General features: G+C 43.9%; 13 protein-coding genes. 8 read left to right on the top strand and 5 right to left on the bottom strand.

What is annotated here, in order from left to right; translation table 11 throughout:
* On the bottom strand, positions 1 to 1114 hold a 1114-nt coding region (locus JMX94_RS02935; protein WP_201563037.1), incomplete at its 3' end, for a TerD family protein.
* A gap of 341 nt (positions 1115 to 1455) precedes the next feature.
* Between JMX94_RS02935 and JMX94_RS02930 the strand changes: the two genes are divergently transcribed.
* The 6 genes from JMX94_RS02930 (at position 1456) to JMX94_RS02905 (ending at position 8909) form a co-directional block, all read left to right on the top strand.
* Positions 1456 to 2619 (top strand): ATP-grasp domain-containing protein, encoded by a 1164-nt coding sequence (locus tag JMX94_RS02930; RefSeq protein ID WP_201563035.1) that lies wholly within the window; start codon positions 1456 to 1458, stop codon positions 2617 to 2619.
* An 86-nt stretch (positions 2620 to 2705) separates the two neighbouring features.
* A complete protein-coding gene (locus tag JMX94_RS02925) occupies positions 2706 to 3956 on the top strand; it encodes a trypsin-like peptidase domain-containing protein (protein WP_201563033.1) in 1251 nt (416 codons plus the stop codon).
* A gap of 46 nt (positions 3957 to 4002) precedes the next feature.
* On the top strand, positions 4003 to 5328 hold the full coding sequence (locus JMX94_RS02920; RefSeq protein WP_201563031.1) for a phosphoribosyltransferase domain-containing protein: 1326 nt from the start codon (positions 4003 to 4005) through the stop codon (positions 5326 to 5328).
* A gap of 122 nt (positions 5329 to 5450) precedes the next feature.
* Entirely contained in the window at positions 5451 to 6272 is an 822-nt protein-coding gene (locus tag JMX94_RS02915; RefSeq protein WP_201563029.1) for an HAD hydrolase family protein, read from the top strand.
* 229 nt (positions 6273 to 6501) lie between these two features.
* Positions 6502 to 7701 carry a cysteine protease StiP domain-containing protein gene (locus JMX94_RS02910; RefSeq protein WP_201563027.1) on the top strand — a complete coding sequence of 400 codons (1200 nt, stop codon included), beginning with the start codon at positions 6502 to 6504 and terminating at the stop codon, positions 7699 to 7701.
* A gap of 131 nt (positions 7702 to 7832) precedes the next feature.
* On the top strand, positions 7833 to 8909 hold the full coding sequence (locus tag JMX94_RS02905) for an HpcH/HpaI aldolase/citrate lyase family protein (RefSeq protein WP_201563025.1): 1077 nt from the start codon (positions 7833 to 7835) through the stop codon (positions 8907 to 8909).
* Positions 8910 to 9075: 166 nt separating this feature from the next.
* On the opposite strand, the gene JMX94_RS02900 is transcribed toward JMX94_RS02905, so the two are convergent.
* Complete coding sequence (locus JMX94_RS02900) at positions 9076 to 9888, bottom strand: alpha/beta fold hydrolase (protein WP_201563023.1); 813 nt, start codon at positions 9886 to 9888, stop codon at positions 9076 to 9078.
* Between the two features lie 328 nt (positions 9889 to 10216).
* Here JMX94_RS02900 and JMX94_RS02895 point away from each other — a divergent pair, with 328 nt between their 5' ends.
* Positions 10217 to 11014, top strand: coding sequence for an enoyl-CoA hydratase/isomerase family protein (locus JMX94_RS02895; RefSeq protein WP_201563021.1), 798 nt, complete (start codon positions 10217 to 10219; stop codon positions 11012 to 11014).
* 114 nt (positions 11015 to 11128) lie between these two features.
* Here the strand turns inward: JMX94_RS02895 and JMX94_RS02890 are convergent, their stop codons facing one another.
* The 3 genes from JMX94_RS02890 to acnB form a co-directional block, all read right to left on the bottom strand.
* Positions 11129 to 11575: a PACE efflux transporter gene (locus JMX94_RS02890; RefSeq protein WP_201625183.1), complete on the bottom strand. Its 447-nt coding sequence runs from the start codon at positions 11573 to 11575 to the stop codon at positions 11129 to 11131.
* A 147-nt stretch (positions 11576 to 11722) separates the two neighbouring features.
* Positions 11723 to 12151, bottom strand: a complete 429-nt coding sequence (locus JMX94_RS02885; protein ID WP_201563017.1) for a DUF805 domain-containing protein — start codon at positions 12149 to 12151, stop codon at positions 11723 to 11725.
* Positions 12152 to 12369: 218 nt separating this feature from the next.
* Positions 12370 to 14973: a bifunctional aconitate hydratase 2/2-methylisocitrate dehydratase gene (acnB, locus tag JMX94_RS02880; protein WP_201563015.1), complete on the bottom strand. Its 2604-nt coding sequence runs from the start codon at positions 14971 to 14973 to the stop codon at positions 12370 to 12372.
* A 476-nt stretch (positions 14974 to 15449) separates the two neighbouring features.
* Between acnB and JMX94_RS02875 the strand changes: the two genes are divergently transcribed.
* Positions 15450 to 15860 carry a carboxymuconolactone decarboxylase family protein gene (locus tag JMX94_RS02875; RefSeq protein ID WP_201563056.1) on the top strand — a complete coding sequence of 137 codons (411 nt, stop codon included), beginning with the start codon at positions 15450 to 15452 and terminating at the stop codon, positions 15858 to 15860.
* Positions 15861 to 16071 lie beyond the last annotated feature (211 nt).

The following is a 16071-nucleotide window of genomic DNA, read 5'->3' as shown; positions in this document are numbered from 1 at the left end:
CAATCGGTGGCTGGTCGGGTACATGAATGGTTACGACGCCAGCGGTTTGCGCCCAATTTGGTGCACCTTCGTAGATAAAAGCAAAGATAAACCCTTCCTCAATCTGCGCCCACTGTTGCCCATTGATATCAAGCCACTCACCGCCGCTGACTTGTCCGGTTCTATCATCGGCACGCAACAATACATAAGGCGCTGATTGTAGATTACCAAAGCGATTGCCCAAGGCCTGAATCAGCGTTTTTTCACCATTTTTCAGATGAATCATCGCCCCAACATCAAGGTCAATACCAGCGGCTTTATGCTGCTTAAACAGGTCGCCTAGCAAGCCTTTTTTAGGGGCTTGTGTGCTGCTATCTGGGCGCTGATTCCAATTAAGATTGACAGAAATTTTACCAAAATCATCGCGTTTTTTTAGATTGATGCTAGATTGGTTTTTGGTTAAGGTTATTTTACTTAGGTTAATTGATGGATTTTGAGAAGCTGTAGGAATTGGCGGCGGCGGCGTTGTTTGAGGCGCACTACCCGCTTTTTGCGTATTGATAGGTCTTTGCGTATTGATAGATTGAGATTGGCTTTGCGCTTGATTTTGTGACTGGCTTTGAGCTGGGGCTTCATCGGCAATTTCAACACCGAAATGTTCAGATAACGGCTTTAAGCCACCTTCAAAACCTTGGGCGATAAAACGGAATTTCCAACTGCCTTGGCGGCGGTAACACTCTGCTAAAATAATGGCTTTTTCATTACGTCCAGCAGCACTTAACTGACAAGTCATCAGCACTTGGCTGCCTTGTAAAACCTGAATATCCACATCGCCGACTTGCGCAAGCGTTTGCGCACTAGAAAACGCAAGGGCTATCTTTTCAATATTCGCAGGCTGCGCAGGTAAGTTAATATCAAAAAATCCATCGCTATCATGACCACGGAAACTGACGCTGCCATCATCGCTACGCGTTTGACCATAAAATATCATGTCGCCATCGCCACGTACTTTGCCTTCAGTGGTCAGGCGATAAGCGGCGCAATCAATGGCGCTTTGGCTTAAAATACGAATGCTGATATTATCCGTTGGCAGCGGTGCATTAGCGCCAGCAATCAGTTTTTGAGGTTGACTCATCATTTATCCTTTAGGTTATTTATTATTTGTTTATATAGGTGAGATTGGCTATCGCTATATAGTAGCATGGATAGCGCCTGATTTTTACAGTGCACGGCACCGTTCAACAAGGCGTTAACAACGCTGCAAAAACATTTTTACAAATCCTTAATGCTATTTTGTCAGCAGCATTTATAACGCTTAGCATTTGTATATAATAGACCCTGCTATAACCAACACTGTTAATAAACGCTGTTAATCAATACTGTTAACCAACGCCGTATCGCGCCTTGGGTTATTACCTTATTAAATGCCAGTCCCAGTTATTCCCTTCTAAAATTTATGATAACGCTGAGAGAATTATGAAAACCCCCGCTAACGATAGCCCTCATACAACGTCGACTGCCGCGCCATCTGCCGTTTGGTTAGCTGAAGGTCAGTCAAGCCAGCGTGATATGTTAGCCAGCCTGCAAACCCTAAAAGCCCAATCTGATACGCCATTTAGCATTATCGCGTCACACCGTCATAATAGACCTGAGATTTTTGAATTTGCCGATAGCATTTACCGTGAGCCATCTGCAAGCGCTACAGATAGCGATGAGCAAGCAATGCTCGAACCTGTTGAGCCATTGATGCCGCGTTGGCAGTTTGTCTTAGAGCAAGCTCAGAAAAACAACGTTAAAGTGTTACTGACTGGACGCAATGGTATTGATTACGAAGCCCACCGTGAGGCGTTTAACGCGGCTGGCATTCGTTTATTGACTGGCGCGACAAGTGTGGCGGCGTTAGAAGCGATAGATGATAAATTTACCTTTATGCAGCAGTGTCATCAGCACGATATTCCAGTGGCAGAAGCTTGGCGCTTTGATAATGTCGCAGAGCTTGAGGCGTTACTTGCTACGCACGGGCACCAACCATTATGCGTTAAACCGGTTACGGGCATTTTTGCCCAAGGTTTTTGGCGATTGGATTTAGCCAAAAACGATGGTGAACAGTACGATAGCTTTGAGCACTTATACTTTACCGAAGAGAAAAAAATCAATACCACGCAGTTTATCAATGCCTATGCAAACAGTGTCATGGTGCGTGAGCGCCCTATTCCTATGTTGCTTATGCCTTATTTATCAGGGCAAGAATACTCTATCGATGTCGTTTGCGAATATGGTGAAGTACTGGCTGCCGTCACCCGTTATAAAACGGGGAAAATTCAGCATATCGGCTACGAGCAAGCGGTCATGGATGTGGTTATTCCACTGATTAAAGCCTTTGGCTGCGATGGTATCGTCAGCGTACAGACCAAAGCCGACGATGACGGGCAGCATCGTGTACTTGAGATTAACAGTCGCCCCTCTGGTGGCATTGATTACACCACCCATAGCGGGGTCGATTTAACCCAAGTTGGATTTGGCTACTGGCTGGGCTTAACCGATAAGCCAAAGCTTGCGGATATTGCACAGCAAATTATTCCCTGCCAAGTACGCTCAATTATGGTTAGCGTAAAGATTGAAGAAAATGCTAGCGAGTAAGTAAAAACAATGAAATAAAAAATCGGCAGTAATAAATCGGCGGTAAAAATCGACGGCAACCGAATATATTCAATAAGAGGCAGGCGATGACAGCACAAACCACGTTAGTGTTAGGGGCAAATACGGTTATCGCCCAATCGAATTGTTCGGTCGCTTTTGCGACGACAAATCAGCTAAAATTTGGCGAGCAGCTTGGGCTATTATGGCTGCCTTTAGATGAGCATCGTAAAGCTGCTTGTAGCCCTGCTTATCTGCATGAACCAAAAGAGTGGGCGCAGCTCAATAGCAAGGATAATCCAAGCGCATGGCAATTGGATTTGCCTGCATTGTTTGATAAACAAGGCGTAAGCTTTTTACAACTGATTGCTTATGTTTATCATGAGCCAAGTCTAAACTTACCCGCTGTCGAATTAAGCAAGGTAAATTTAACGCTAAACAATGGCGATATTGGCTATGAATTTATCGCAAGTGAGCGCCATGTTAAAGCAGCAATAATATTAGAAATATACCGACGCAATGGACAATTTAAATGCCGCGCCCTTGGTGAAAGCTCTACGCAAGGATTGGCAAGCCTAGAGCATCATGTGCAAATTAGCCTCGATATGCGTCCGCCAGATACGCACGCCCTTATCCAAGATGCTCAACGTGCGCAGCAGAGCTATCCTAACAGTGATACGCGCCCGCCAAGACACGTTCAGTCTGGTGAAACTTGGACAGGGACGGCTTTTGCTATTGACCCTTATCATCTATTGACTTGCTATCATGTCATTGAGTCGGCGGCGATGATTGGAATTCGACAACAAGGGCAGCCTGATCGTGAGGCGCAAGTGGTGCTTAGCGATATCGGTAGTGATTCAGCCATTATTAGAGTAAGCGAGCCGCTGCCAAGTTATTTACCCTTAGCACAGCGTTGTACTGATAATTTGGGTGAAACCATTACGACTTTAGGGTTTCCATTATCAGGATTGAGCAGCCAACTACAAGTGACACAAGGCTGTATTTCAGGACTGACAGGGTTTGGTGATGATATTCGCTATATGCAATTTACCGCGCCCATTCAACCCGGTTCTAGTGGCAGCCCTTTATTACTACCGACTGGCGAAGTTATCGGCATGGTAACGTCTAGCCTCGTCCACGAGCATGCACAAAATATGAACTATGCGGTGAAATTTCAGTTATTATCCGCCCTACTCGCGAGCGCTGGGATTAGTTTAGATAATTTATCTGAGTCATCTGGCTCATCTAGCATGTCACGCACGACAGCTGCCGCGTTGACCACACCGCAATTGAGTAAAAAAAGCCGTGGTGCTTTGTGGTTAGTAGGATGTCAGGGTTAAGTAGTCATTGCAACGATATAAAAATTGAAAGACCAAAGGAAAATAAATGCTAAATAAGCAATACAGCACAACCATTAACTTACCACGCGGCAACCTTGATTTAACTTATCAAACCAATTCAGCCACTGCAAAAGATGGAATAGAACAAAGCAATCACTATCAATTAGAAGACTTGCTTGGATTTGCGCAGCGCATTAATCCTAAACGCGCATTTCTATTTGTATCAAAAGTCTTAGGTCGCCATATTCCAGTCGCGCCTAGCACCATGCGTCATGCTTTTACTGATTTGGCAAACCTAGTACCAGATGATTTGCCTGAACCTATTTTGGTCATCGGTATGGCCGAAACTGCCGTTGGCTTATCTGCGGGAGTACATCAAGCGCTACAAACGCGTTACCCCAATGCGCTGCTATTGAACTCTACTCGTCATGCGCAACATGATGGCAATCATGACAAAAGCAAGCACTCTTTATTGACCACGTTTAGCGAAGATCATAGTCACGCCAGCCAGCATCTGATTTATCAAAGTGCAGATAACGTCACTCAAGCACAGCTACTAGCGAGCAAAACCTTGATTATGGTGGATGACGAAGCGTCAACGGGCAATACTTGCGTCAATGTCGTCACAGCCTTACGTAACGCAGGGCTTGATCATTTAGAGCAAGTACATCTGACCACTTTGGTGGATTGGTCCCTAAATCAGGAACGACATCAGCATCAGGATGCAGCTGACTCGGATGACGCTGTGCCTGACCAAATCGCCAAACGTCTACCTAATATCAAGTTTCAACGTCATCACTTGTTATCTGGTGCATGGACATGGACGGATGCGCCTAATCCTGAGCCGATTACCATGCCATCGGTCGATACCACTGAGGCTGGCAGTCATACGCTAGGTGATACTGGCAATTGGGGTCGCTTCCCAACCCTAGACAGCACCGATGGCTTTGATAATTACCTTTTGAAGTTTCAAACCGCATTCAAGGTGTTTAATAAGCAAGCCCAATCTGAGAAAGAACAATTTGAGAAAGAAAAGTTTGATAAAGAGCAGTTGCCCAAGCGTATTTTAGTATTGGGCAGTAATGAGTTTGTCTGGCTGCCATTTTTATTGGCTGAATGGCTTGAGACGCAAACTCAAAACTCTACCGTTAATTTTAGCGCGTTAACACGTTCACCGATTGCCCTTGGGGGCGCTATTACCACGATGCTCAGTTTTAGCGACAACTATGGGCTTGGTATGACCAACTTTGCTTATAATGTTGAGCCTAACGATTGGGACTTAATTATTTTGTGTGTGGAAACATCAGCGGATAGCGTCGATGACATGTGGCAAAGTTTGGATAATGTCTTGGTGGTGAGTCCGACGCTTTAAGCTGTTTTATAAAAGCTAACTTACAAAGGCTGTCTTATAAAAGTTATCCCATTAAAACTATCCTTTAAACCCTACTTTGATTTTCACATTTAACCCTTACGCACGCTTTTATGGTAAATACTATGACTAGCCCATTTTTTCAAGCCAATCCCGATATTATCAAACCCTACGCGCTGATGGATTTGGACGATACGCTTTTTCAAACCCAACGTAAAATTGATGCATGGGAATTGCCAACGTCTGAACCTGAAAATCTAGTTTGCGCGACTGTTAATAAACAAGGTAAGCCACTAAGTTTTATGAGTCAGCGCCAAGCCGCGTTCTTTAATTGGCTGCTGCTTAGTACAGAGCTGATAGTGGTCACCGCACGCGACCGCAGTGAAATCAAACGTGTTAAGCTGCCTTTTGATAGCTGGCAGGTCTTAACCCACGGTGCAATTATTCTTGATAGAAACGGCACGCTACAAGCTCAGTGGCAAAAGCGTATGCATAGTCAGCTTGCGCCACTGCAGGATAAATTGCAGCAGCTAAGCCAATTATTTGCCAATCACAGTAGAAATGACAACAGCCAGCTGGTATTTACACCGCATATCGATCACTTTAATGATGGTGCTGTTAATGAAGAGCTGACCATTTATCTGGCTATTAAGCATGGGCAAAAGGACCATCAAGCGTTAGTAGAGCTAGCTAAAAAGTTACCAACGTTAATACGTGATTTTGAGCAAGATTTTTATGTGCATGTCAATGCGAACAATCTGGCGATACTGCCGCACGCGGTTCATAAACACCATGCGGTGCAGTTTTTATTAGACCAGCATTTAGACAACCAGCGTCCAAGCTTTGGTTTTGGTGATAGCTTGGCCGATTTACCATTTTTGCAACTACTTGATTGGTACGGCATGCCGAATAATGGTCAGCTACATGAGCGCTTTAGCTCGCAATAATTCTAAACGCTTAACCTCTCTTAAGGCGTGTCCTCAATTCAATCGATGGACATCTAAATGGTCTAAAAATGGCTAAATTTTGCCAAACTTCGTCAAATAGCTGGGTAATATCCCGATATTAACTGCACTATTTTCCTTGTTTGGCTACAATTTATCTCATTTTTAAAATGAGGACACGCCCTAAATAAAAACAATAATCGAACGCATTTTTGTAAGTAGAAACTATCTTATGACCCATCCTATAACGAACCCTAATATTCAAAAAATGCAGGAATATGGCTCAGGCAGCTATCTTGCTAGCGATGTGACCGTACTGCTTGATATCGTTGATAAAAACGCCGTTACTGATGTACCCGTCAGTCAAAAAGAAGCGCTCATCCAAAGTGGACAGCGCCATTATTCTGACATGTTAACCTTAGAGGATGCGCCAACTGCCATGCATGAGCAATTGTATCAGCAGGCATTAGCGCAAGGTACAACGAGAACCGCAACTGATATTGCTAACTTGGCTTATACGCTACATCATATTTTTCAGAAAACGGTAAGTACTGAACGTCCATTAATATTAGTCAGCTTGGTACGCGCAGGTTTACCAGTTGGCGTATTATTACAACGTGCCCTATTAGACAATGAAAGGTCAGATACTAATAGCAGCTATGCGTTGCCAACTGTGCATTATGGTATCAGTATCATTCGCGATCGCGGACTTGATCCAGTCGCGCTGCAGATGATATTGGACGCTCATCCAGACAGCACCATTATATTTGTCGACGGCTGGACGGGTAAAGGGGCAATTTATCAAGAGCTGGCTCGTAGCTTAGATATCTTTAGCAACCCTAATCATCCAAATTTTGCCAATATTTTCCATCAGGGTGAGAATGTTATTCCTCTATTAACCCTTGCGGACCCTGCAGGCGTTGCTTGGTTGGCGGCGAGCGAGGAAGATTGGCTGATTCCATCAGGTTTATTAAACAGCACCGTATCTGGGCTGATATCACGCAGTTTATATACTGAGCCACAATCGGGGCTACATCGTAGCGTCTTTTATGATAACTTGGTTGCGGTAGATCATAGCCTAGCCTTTATTGATCATATTGATAGCACGCGGCGTGCATTGCCTACATCTCCACAATACTTGCAAACGTTTGAGCAACCACGCTATCAGACAGCTGCTTTAATTGATACGCTGGCAGCAGAGTATGACATTAGCAACCGCAACCGTATTAAGCCGACCATTGCAGAGGCGACACGGGCGATATTACGCCGTGATCCTGAGCGTATCTTACTGGCAACCGCCGATCACCCAGATACGGTGTTGTTGCGGCATTTATGTAGCGAGCGTGATATCAATATTACGGTATTAGGTGCTAAAATACTCCCCTATCAAGCGATTACGCTGATTAAGCAGCGGGCAACAGATCGCTCATGATTCATTAATGTATTGATGCCTTGCGAAAGAAATGCATCAGTACTGCATCAGCACCGCTGTTTTTATCATACGTCCTTACGCTATGATTTCTTGCTATAACCATTCACTTATCACTATTTACGATGCCAACTATGTCCGATATGCCCCACAATGAGTCCAATCTTTATAATAACAATCAGTCTTACGCCCACCTGATTACTGAGCGTCATGCGATGCTCAAACCGCATACCCATCACCCGTATCAGCTGGGTGCTAGCCTATATATGCCTGCGACGCGGCAAGATATTTGGCAAGTCATTACGCGCGACAAATTACCGACGATTAACAGTATTATTATCTGCTTAGAAGATGCGGTCAGCCATAGCGATGTTGAGTTAGCACTTGAGCGTCTACAAACGCTGCTACATACGTGGGCCACGCATGTCGATAGTATCAATGACCCAGCAAAAAAAGATGGCATTCAATCAAAAGCGCACACCGATCAGCCAACCAGACCTTTGGTTTTCGTGCGCCCGCGTCATCCAGCGATGTTAGAGCAGCTGGCAGATTTTGCCCATATTGATTTGGTCGACGGTTTTGTTTTACCTAAAGTCGATATGTATAGCTTGTCTAATTGGCGTATGGCCTGTCAGAATTTAAGCACTGAGCAGCTATTGATGCCGACGCTTGAGACGGCAGCGCTATTTAATCCACATCACAATCAAGAGTTGGCGATTGGCTTTAAAGAAGCCTTTAGCCAGCCAGTTTTTGCCCTGCGTATCGGTGGTAATGACTTATTTGCAGCGCTGCGTTTACGCCGTCCTAAAAACAGCATCGTCTATGACACTCCGATTGGTACGCTCGCCTATCAGCTGCTTGGCTGCTTTGTACCGCATGGTTTTTATCTTACCGCGCCAGTATTTGAATACTTAGAGCAACCAACGCTGTTTATGAAAGAGCTGATGCGTGATGTAAACTTGGGACTGGTCGGAAAAACGGTCATTCACCCAAGCCAGATTGCTTTGGTACAGCAAGCGTATTGCGTACCGTTAAGCACCTTGGATGAAGCGCAGGCAATCTTGCATAGCGAGGCAAAAGCGGTATTTAAATATAACGATACCATGCTCGAGCCTGCCACGCACCGTGCATGGGCAACAGAAATCGTCAATCGCGCTGAGGTTTTTGGCACCCTTGATGATATTAATAATGACTATACGGCAAGGCTATAAATAAAGATGCTAACCTTGCTGTTTTGAAATTAATATTTTAATGTTAATTTCTTAAATAGTTTCAATAAAAAAGCCGTTATCCTATTTAAGATAACGGCTTTTTTTCGTATAAACATTTTATTAATTGCTATGTCTGATTCAAAACTGGTTCCAGTCTCGCTCAAAGTTAGACACAGTTTGCTAAAAAGGTATTAATCACTTTATTAACCTGCTCAGGTTCTTCTACCGTCGCTGTATGCCCAGCACCTTTAATAAGCGCAAGCTTAGAGCCTTTAATCGCAAAATGCATACGCTCCGCCTTTGCATAAGGCGTTGCCGTATCTTCATCACCAACGATAATCAGTGTCGGCGTGGTAATTTCCCCTAGCCGATCATAAGTGGCCGAGCGCTCAATCACGCCTGTGGTCGCCTTAACGACCCCGCCTTTACGATTACTTTGTAGCATCGCAAGCCACTCTCTGCGGTCAGCCTTACGCGACTTATCGTTCAAAAATCTATTGCCAAACATAATAGGCATGACTTTTTGGCTGACCCGCTTCATACCAAGCCAGCGGATAGCTTTCATCAATTTTCGATACTGCGGCACGTTTTTTGGGTCTTCAGGGTCTGCTGACGTTTCAAGTAAGGTCAGCGATAACAGTAACTCTGGACGTTTTAGCGCGATACGCTGAGCGACAAAGCCACCCATGGATAATCCTAAAAAATGACATTTCTCAATATTTAGCGCATCCAACAATGCTAGCGTATCCTCGGTCAGCGTCTCCATATCATAGCCTGATTTGGTAATCTCAGACTGACCTTGCCCACGAAAATCAAACGCAATACAGCGGCAGCCAGATTTAAAGTAATCCACCTGCTTATCATACATCCGCGTATTCCATAGCAGTCCATGGGCAAATACCATCACTGGCTTTTGCTTATCATCCGGCGCGCTGTCTTCATAATAAATATCAACGTTATTCACATTTATCATTGGCATAATCACTTCCTTGTTTTTTGCTTGTTGATTGCTTGTTTAATGAAAGAAATCCTTAAAACTACTGCCTTTTAGCATAATGCAGCGAGCAGAGAGTTCATAGCGTTATTTTTGCACTGTACGCGTTATATATTCAATAATGTAAATATTTATTGAAATAGATAAAATTCACACCTCTTTAAGCGTGCCTTAAGCGCCCACAAAACCCGCTTTTATAATCATAGCAAGCTGCTATAGTAATCAGCTTGCATGACTTGTTACACCTTGTCCATTATAACGTCCATTGTTATCAGCAATGCTTATCTAAAATTTCTCATTAAGGAAACCAAATATGTCACAACCTCTGGTCGAATATCATAGCGAAAACCATATTGCCACCATTACCATGAATGATCCTAAGACGCTAAATGCGTTTAGCACGCCATTAAAAGGCGCAATTATGGATGCGCTTAATCAAGCCGATCAAGATACTGATGTACGCGTGATTGTGCTGCAAGGGTCAAACAATAATTTCTCTAGTGGCGGTCATATCGGTGAGATGCTAGAAAACGGCATGGAATCTGAGGCACTCGTGGCAAAGCTTGATTTTATGCTCAGAGAAGTGGCAGAAGTGAGCTTAAAGCTGCGTAATATTCATAAGCCAATTATTGCCAAACTAGAAGGTGCCGTGGCTGGCGCTGGGATGAACTTGGCATTAACGTGTGATTTCCGTATTGCCGCTGATAATGCCAAATTTGTACAAGCCTTTGTCAATATCGGTTTGATTCCAGATGCGGGTGGCATTTATTTATTGAATCAGTTGATTGGGGCGGCGAAAACGACTGAGCTTGTGATGTTAGGTGATAAGCTTACTAGCGACGATGTCGCGCGTCTAAACTTAGTTAATAGCGTCGTAAGCAAAGATGAGCTTGACGCCAGCGTATTGGCATTGGCAACACGCCTAAGCAACCTGCCCGGTAAAGCTTTGGCATCAATGAAGCATATGATTAATGTTCATGCTTTTGCAGGCCTAAATGAAGCACTCGATATGGAAGTTGACCAACAAACTATGATGGCAAAAACCGCTGACTTTGCTGAAGGTATCACCGCCTTTATGGAAAAACGTAAGCCCGTTTATCAAGGCAAATAAAAATTTCTAACGCTACCTGCTGTACTATCAGCAAAAAGGCTACCATTAGGTAGCCTTTTTTTTGGGTAAAACACTATAAAGACAAGTCTATATTAATACCTTTAATCTATTTACTTATGAAGAAGCAGAAGCGGTCTTATAGTGATGCGGTAAGGTAAATATCTTGTCAAAACCCAAGGTAAAAACAAAGGTATAAACCAAGAAAAATAGCAGTAACGCCGCCTCCATCATAAAGGCTTTGATTAAACCAACGTCATACCAAATCATATATAGCGGTAAGCAAATCAATACCAAGCCGCCTTCAAACCCTAACGCATGAGCACTGCGGATTAACAACGTGCGTTTTTTAACCTGCTTGCGCCGCTCCCACGCTTCAAAAGCCGTATTGTATAAAAAGTTCCAGATAACAGCGGCCAACGACACCATGACAGCAACGGGTAACGACTCTGCCGCATCGCCGCCGCTGAGTTTCATTAGTACAAAGGTAGAAGCAATGATAGCAATCAGCTCAAAAACAGTCACATAGACGATACGACGTTTGAGTGGGGATAAAGTAATCAACCAAAACTCCAAAGCACTTAAGTATAAAAAAAGTTGCCCAGCAAAGTATCGGTCCGTCCCGAGATAGAAAAGAGAAAAAAATGCAGAGCCACGGTTTCCGCCTGCCCTTATATTATACATAAGATAACGAGAGAAACCAGTCGCAGCTTATTTTGCTGGTGGACCCCATTGATTGGTTTCAAGCTTGGTATCGCTCGCTAAAAATACCAGTAATATAATAGAGCCTATCAACGGCAAAATAGATAGCAAAAACCACCATCCTGAACGGCTGGTATCATGCAACCTGCGAATAGTCACCGCTAAGCCCGGCAAAAACAGACCAAGCGCTACAACAATATAGAATAGCCCCGTTTCTGAATTAAATATAATGGCATCTAAAATCATCGCTACAATAATCAAACCCATTTGTACCAATACAAAGTACCAATATTCTTTACGTCGAGCACGACCAGAGAAATTGGTATAATTTCTTAAAGCTTTTTTAAACCAGTCAAGGATGCCAAAGTTTGCTTCAGCACTATGATTATTAACCATTGCAGAATTCGGTAAAGGTGGCGGCGTCGTTTTATCAAGCATATTTTTATTTTCCCTAGGATTTGTCGTCAACCTTAACGGTAAAGTCGCCAACCAAAAAATTTAATCAGCCACTTTGATTATAAGCACTCAATAAAAGTTTGCAAACCGTTATTGATTTATTTTAAATTTAAAAAAACCCCGCATCATCACGATACGGGGTTTCTATTTAAATAAGAATTGTAAAACTTAAAAATACTTAACTTAAGCTTTAAGCAAAATTAGGTCAACTGAGCAACGTTAATTTTGTCGGCTTCTTCCGTATAAGAATCCATACGGTCGAAGTTCATGTACTGATAGACTTCCTCGCCCATGCTATCAAGCATGCCAGCGTACTGCTGGTATTCGTCGTTGGTTGGCAATTTACCAAGTACCGCTGCGACTGCTGCAAGCTCTGCAGACGCTAGATAAACGTCAGCACCTTGGCCGAGACGGTTCGGGAAGTTACGGGTAGAAGTCGATACCGCAGTAGAGTTCGGTGCGATACGTGCTTGGTTACCCATACATAGTGAACAACCTGGCATCTCAGTACGAGCGCCGGCTTGTGCGTAGATGTTGTAATAACCTTCTTCCATCAATTGGCGCGCATCCATTTTCGTTGGTGGCGCAATCCATAGACGAGTTTTGAGGCTACCTGCTGGTACATCTTGTAGCAGTTTACCCGCTGCACGGAAGTGACCAATGTTGGTCATACATGAACCAATGAATACTTCATCAATGGTATCACCGGCCACGTCAGCCAATGTTTTAGCATCGTCTGGATCGTTCGGGCAGCAAAGAATCGGCTCTTTGATATCAGACATATTGATGGTCATGTCGATGGCGTATTCTGCATCTTCATCAGCACGCAATAGGCTTGGGTTAGCTAGCCACTCTTGCATTTGCTCAACACGGCGGCTAATCGTACGCGCATCGCCATAGCCTTCTGAAATCATCCACTTAAGCAAGGTGATGTTTGAGTTTAGGTACTCAGTCACAGACGCTTCAGATAGAGTGATGGTACAACCAGCAGCACTACGCTCAGCTGACGCATCAGATAACTCAAACGCTTGCTCAGCAGTTAGGTCTTCTAGACCTTCGATTTCAAGAATACGACCGTTGAACTCGTTGATTTTACCTTTCTTATCAACCGTCAAATAACCTTCTTTGATGGCTTGATAAGGAATCGCATGGACCAAGTCACGTAGCGTGATACCAGGCTGACGTTCGCCAACGAAGCGTACACGAACAGATTCAGGCATATCAAGTGGCATCACACCAGTTGCCGCTGCGAATGCAACCAAACCAGAACCAGCTGGGAACGAGATACCCATTGGGAAACGAGTATGCGAGTCACCACCAGTACCAACGGTATCTGGAAGTAGCATACGGTTCAACCATGAGTGAATGATACCATCACCAGGACGTAAGCTTACGCCGCCACGGTTCATGATAAAGTCAGGTAGTGTATGCTGAGTTTCAACGTCAACTGGCTTTGGATAAGCAGCAGTATGACAGAATGACTGCATCACTAGGTCTGCTTGGAAGCCCAAACATGCCAAGTCTTTTAGCTCATCACGGGTCATAGGACCAGTGGTATCTTGCGAGCCGACCGTCGTCATTTTTGGCTCACAGTACATACCTGGACGCACGCCTTGTAGACCACAAGCTTTACCGACCATTTTTTGTGCAAGGGTAAAGCCTTTACCGGTATCAGCTGGCTCTTCTGGCTTAGCAAATACGTCTGAATGACCAAGACCCATGTATTCACGAGCACGATTGGTCAAACCACGACCAACGATCAATGGAATACGGCCGCCTGCGCGAACTTCGTCAAGCAATGTTGGCGAGTTTAGCGTAAACGTTGACAGTACTTCGTCAGAATCATGCTTAGTGATTTTGCCTTCATACGGATAGATGTCAAACACATCGCCCATGTTTAGGTTATCAACCGCTACTTTTTCAATTGGTAACGCGCCAGAATCTTCCATGGTGTTAAAGAAGATAGGAGCGATATTGTTACCCAATACTAGACCGCCACCACGTTTGTTTGGTACGTTCGGAATATCATCGCCCATTAACCAAAGAACTGAGTTGGTTGCAGATTTACGGCTAGAACCCGTACCAACCACGTCGCCGACATAAGCAAGTGGATGACCTTTTTCTTTCAAAGCTTCGATTTGCTTCATTGGACCAACAACGCCCTCTTCGTCAGCAAAGATGCCGTCGCGAGAGTTTTTGTGCATGGCCAATGAATGCAATGGGATATCTGGGCGACTCCACGCGTCTTGCGCAGGCGACAAGTCATCCGTGTTGGTTTCGCCTGTCACTTTAAAGGTTGTATAAGTGGTTTTCTTTGGTACTTCAGGGCGGTTTAAGAACCACTCAGCGTCAGCCCAAGATTGCACGACTTCTTTGGCGATGTCATTGCCAGCTTCAGCTTTTTCGGTCACGTCATTGAACGCATCAAATACCAGTAATGTCTTTTTCAACGCATCAGCGGCTTCTTGTGCGACTTCGCTGTCGTCTAATGCCGCAACTAATGGCGCAACGTTGTAACCACCTTGCATAGTGCCTAAGATTTCAACAGCTTTTTTCTTGCTAATAAGTGGTGAAGTCGCTTCGCCTTTAACGATAGCGGCTAAAAATGCAGCTTTAACATAAGCGGCTTGGTCAACACCGGCAGGAATACGGTTTTCTAACAAGTCCATTAAGAACGCATCTTCGCCCGCTGGTGGGTTTTTGAGTAGCTCAACCAATTCTGCTACCTGCTTCTCATTTAGTGGAAGTGGTACAGTTCCTAGCTCAGCACGTTCTGCGACATGTTTACGATAAGCTTCTAACACAATAGTCGTCCTCGTCGGTTGGTGACCAGTACATCACGTGAGTAGTCAGGATGACAGCCTACATCGATGTACTGCATTGAATAATTATCCGTGCAATCATAGCTCAAAACGCTCAAAATGTTAATGGCTGTGCGGCGAAAAGGCGCAGAATAAGGCCATATTGGACATTTATTATAAAAATAGTGCCATAACTAATATGATTGACGCCCTTAAATAGCAAACCTGTCGCCTTACCGCTCATTTTTGCCCTGCTCTTTTTCTGCATTGACTGCTGCATTCATTTCTTCATAGACTTCTACATTGGCGGTTAAATAAAAATGGCACGGCTGCTATACTCTTATTATCTAAACGTCTACGACTTTATAAGATATTTTTTCTAAGACGATTTTTTAATACAAGGTTTTATAACACAAACGCCATGAGTGAATATTAAGGATAATAGCAATATGGACAATAGCAGTCTAAAAAATAGTAGTATGAAAAATAGCGAAAAAGACAATAACGCTCATTACGATAATGGTTTAAAAGTTCGTACTGAAGTGATGGGCGCAGCGCATGTTAAACGCTCGCTTGACTCAGCAACACCATTTACCCAGCCGTTGCAAGACTGGATTATCGAACACGCTTGGGGTAGCACGTGGCAAGATGACTCTGTATTGCCGCGCAAATACCGCTCATTGATTACCATGGCGTTTTTAATTGCGCAAAAAAGTCCCGCTGAGCTAAAAGGTCATATCCGTGGGGCGATAAATAATGGTGCTAGCGTCGCTGAAATTCGAGAAGTATTGATGCATAGCCTGCCTTATTGCGGTGCACCTGCAAGCCAAGAAGCGTTTCGCGCTGCCATAGAAGTGCTAAATGACATGGACATTGATATCAATAAATAAAACTACGATAAAGGTATGCTTCGTAGTACCCTGTTATTTACGCAAGCTTTTTTATTCATGGAAGCCTTTTTATCCTTAGTAGCTTTCTTAGTTATCTTAACAAGATTGCCTAAAAAATATTGACCCGTTATCTGCTATAATAGCTGCATTCATAAAACATTCTAATAATGCCATAAACCCTTATTCTATCAAGGGTTAAGAGAACATTTGA

This window comes from Psychrobacter sp. CMS30, assembly GCF_904846565.1.
In the GTDB taxonomy this organism is placed as follows: Bacteria; Pseudomonadota; Gammaproteobacteria; order Pseudomonadales; family Moraxellaceae; genus Psychrobacter; species Psychrobacter maritimus.
Note: the sequence above shows the minus strand (reverse complement) of the source record. Positions and strands in the feature narration are given on the sequence as shown.

Excerpts from the sequence above, each read along its gene's own strand:
- JMX94_RS02895 (WP_201563021.1), top strand. The coding sequence starts at position 10,217 with ATGTCACAACCTCTGGTCGAATATCATAGCGAAAACCATATTGCCACC.
- JMX94_RS02920 (WP_201563031.1), top strand. The coding sequence starts at position 4,003 with ATGCTAAATAAGCAATACAGCACAACCATTAACTTACCACGCGGCAAC.
- JMX94_RS02925 (WP_201563033.1), top strand. The coding sequence starts at position 2,706 with ATGACAGCACAAACCACGTTAGTGTTAGGGGCAAATACGGTTATCGCC.
- JMX94_RS02900 (WP_201563023.1), bottom strand. The coding sequence starts at position 9,888 with ATGCCAATGATAAATGTGAATAACGTTGATATTTATTATGAAGACAGC.
- JMX94_RS02905 (WP_201563025.1), top strand. The coding sequence starts at position 7,833 with ATGTCCGATATGCCCCACAATGAGTCCAATCTTTATAATAACAATCAG.
- JMX94_RS02875 (WP_201563056.1), top strand. The coding sequence starts at position 15,450 with ATGAAAAATAGCGAAAAAGACAATAACGCTCATTACGATAATGGTTTA.
- JMX94_RS02930 (WP_201563035.1), top strand. The coding sequence starts at position 1,456 with ATGAAAACCCCCGCTAACGATAGCCCTCATACAACGTCGACTGCCGCG.
- JMX94_RS02885 (WP_201563017.1), bottom strand. The coding sequence starts at position 12,151 with ATGCTTGATAAAACGACGCCGCCACCTTTACCGAATTCTGCAATGGTT.
- JMX94_RS02910 (WP_201563027.1), top strand. The coding sequence starts at position 6,502 with ATGACCCATCCTATAACGAACCCTAATATTCAAAAAATGCAGGAATAT.
- JMX94_RS02915 (WP_201563029.1), top strand. The coding sequence starts at position 5,451 with ATGACTAGCCCATTTTTTCAAGCCAATCCCGATATTATCAAACCCTAC.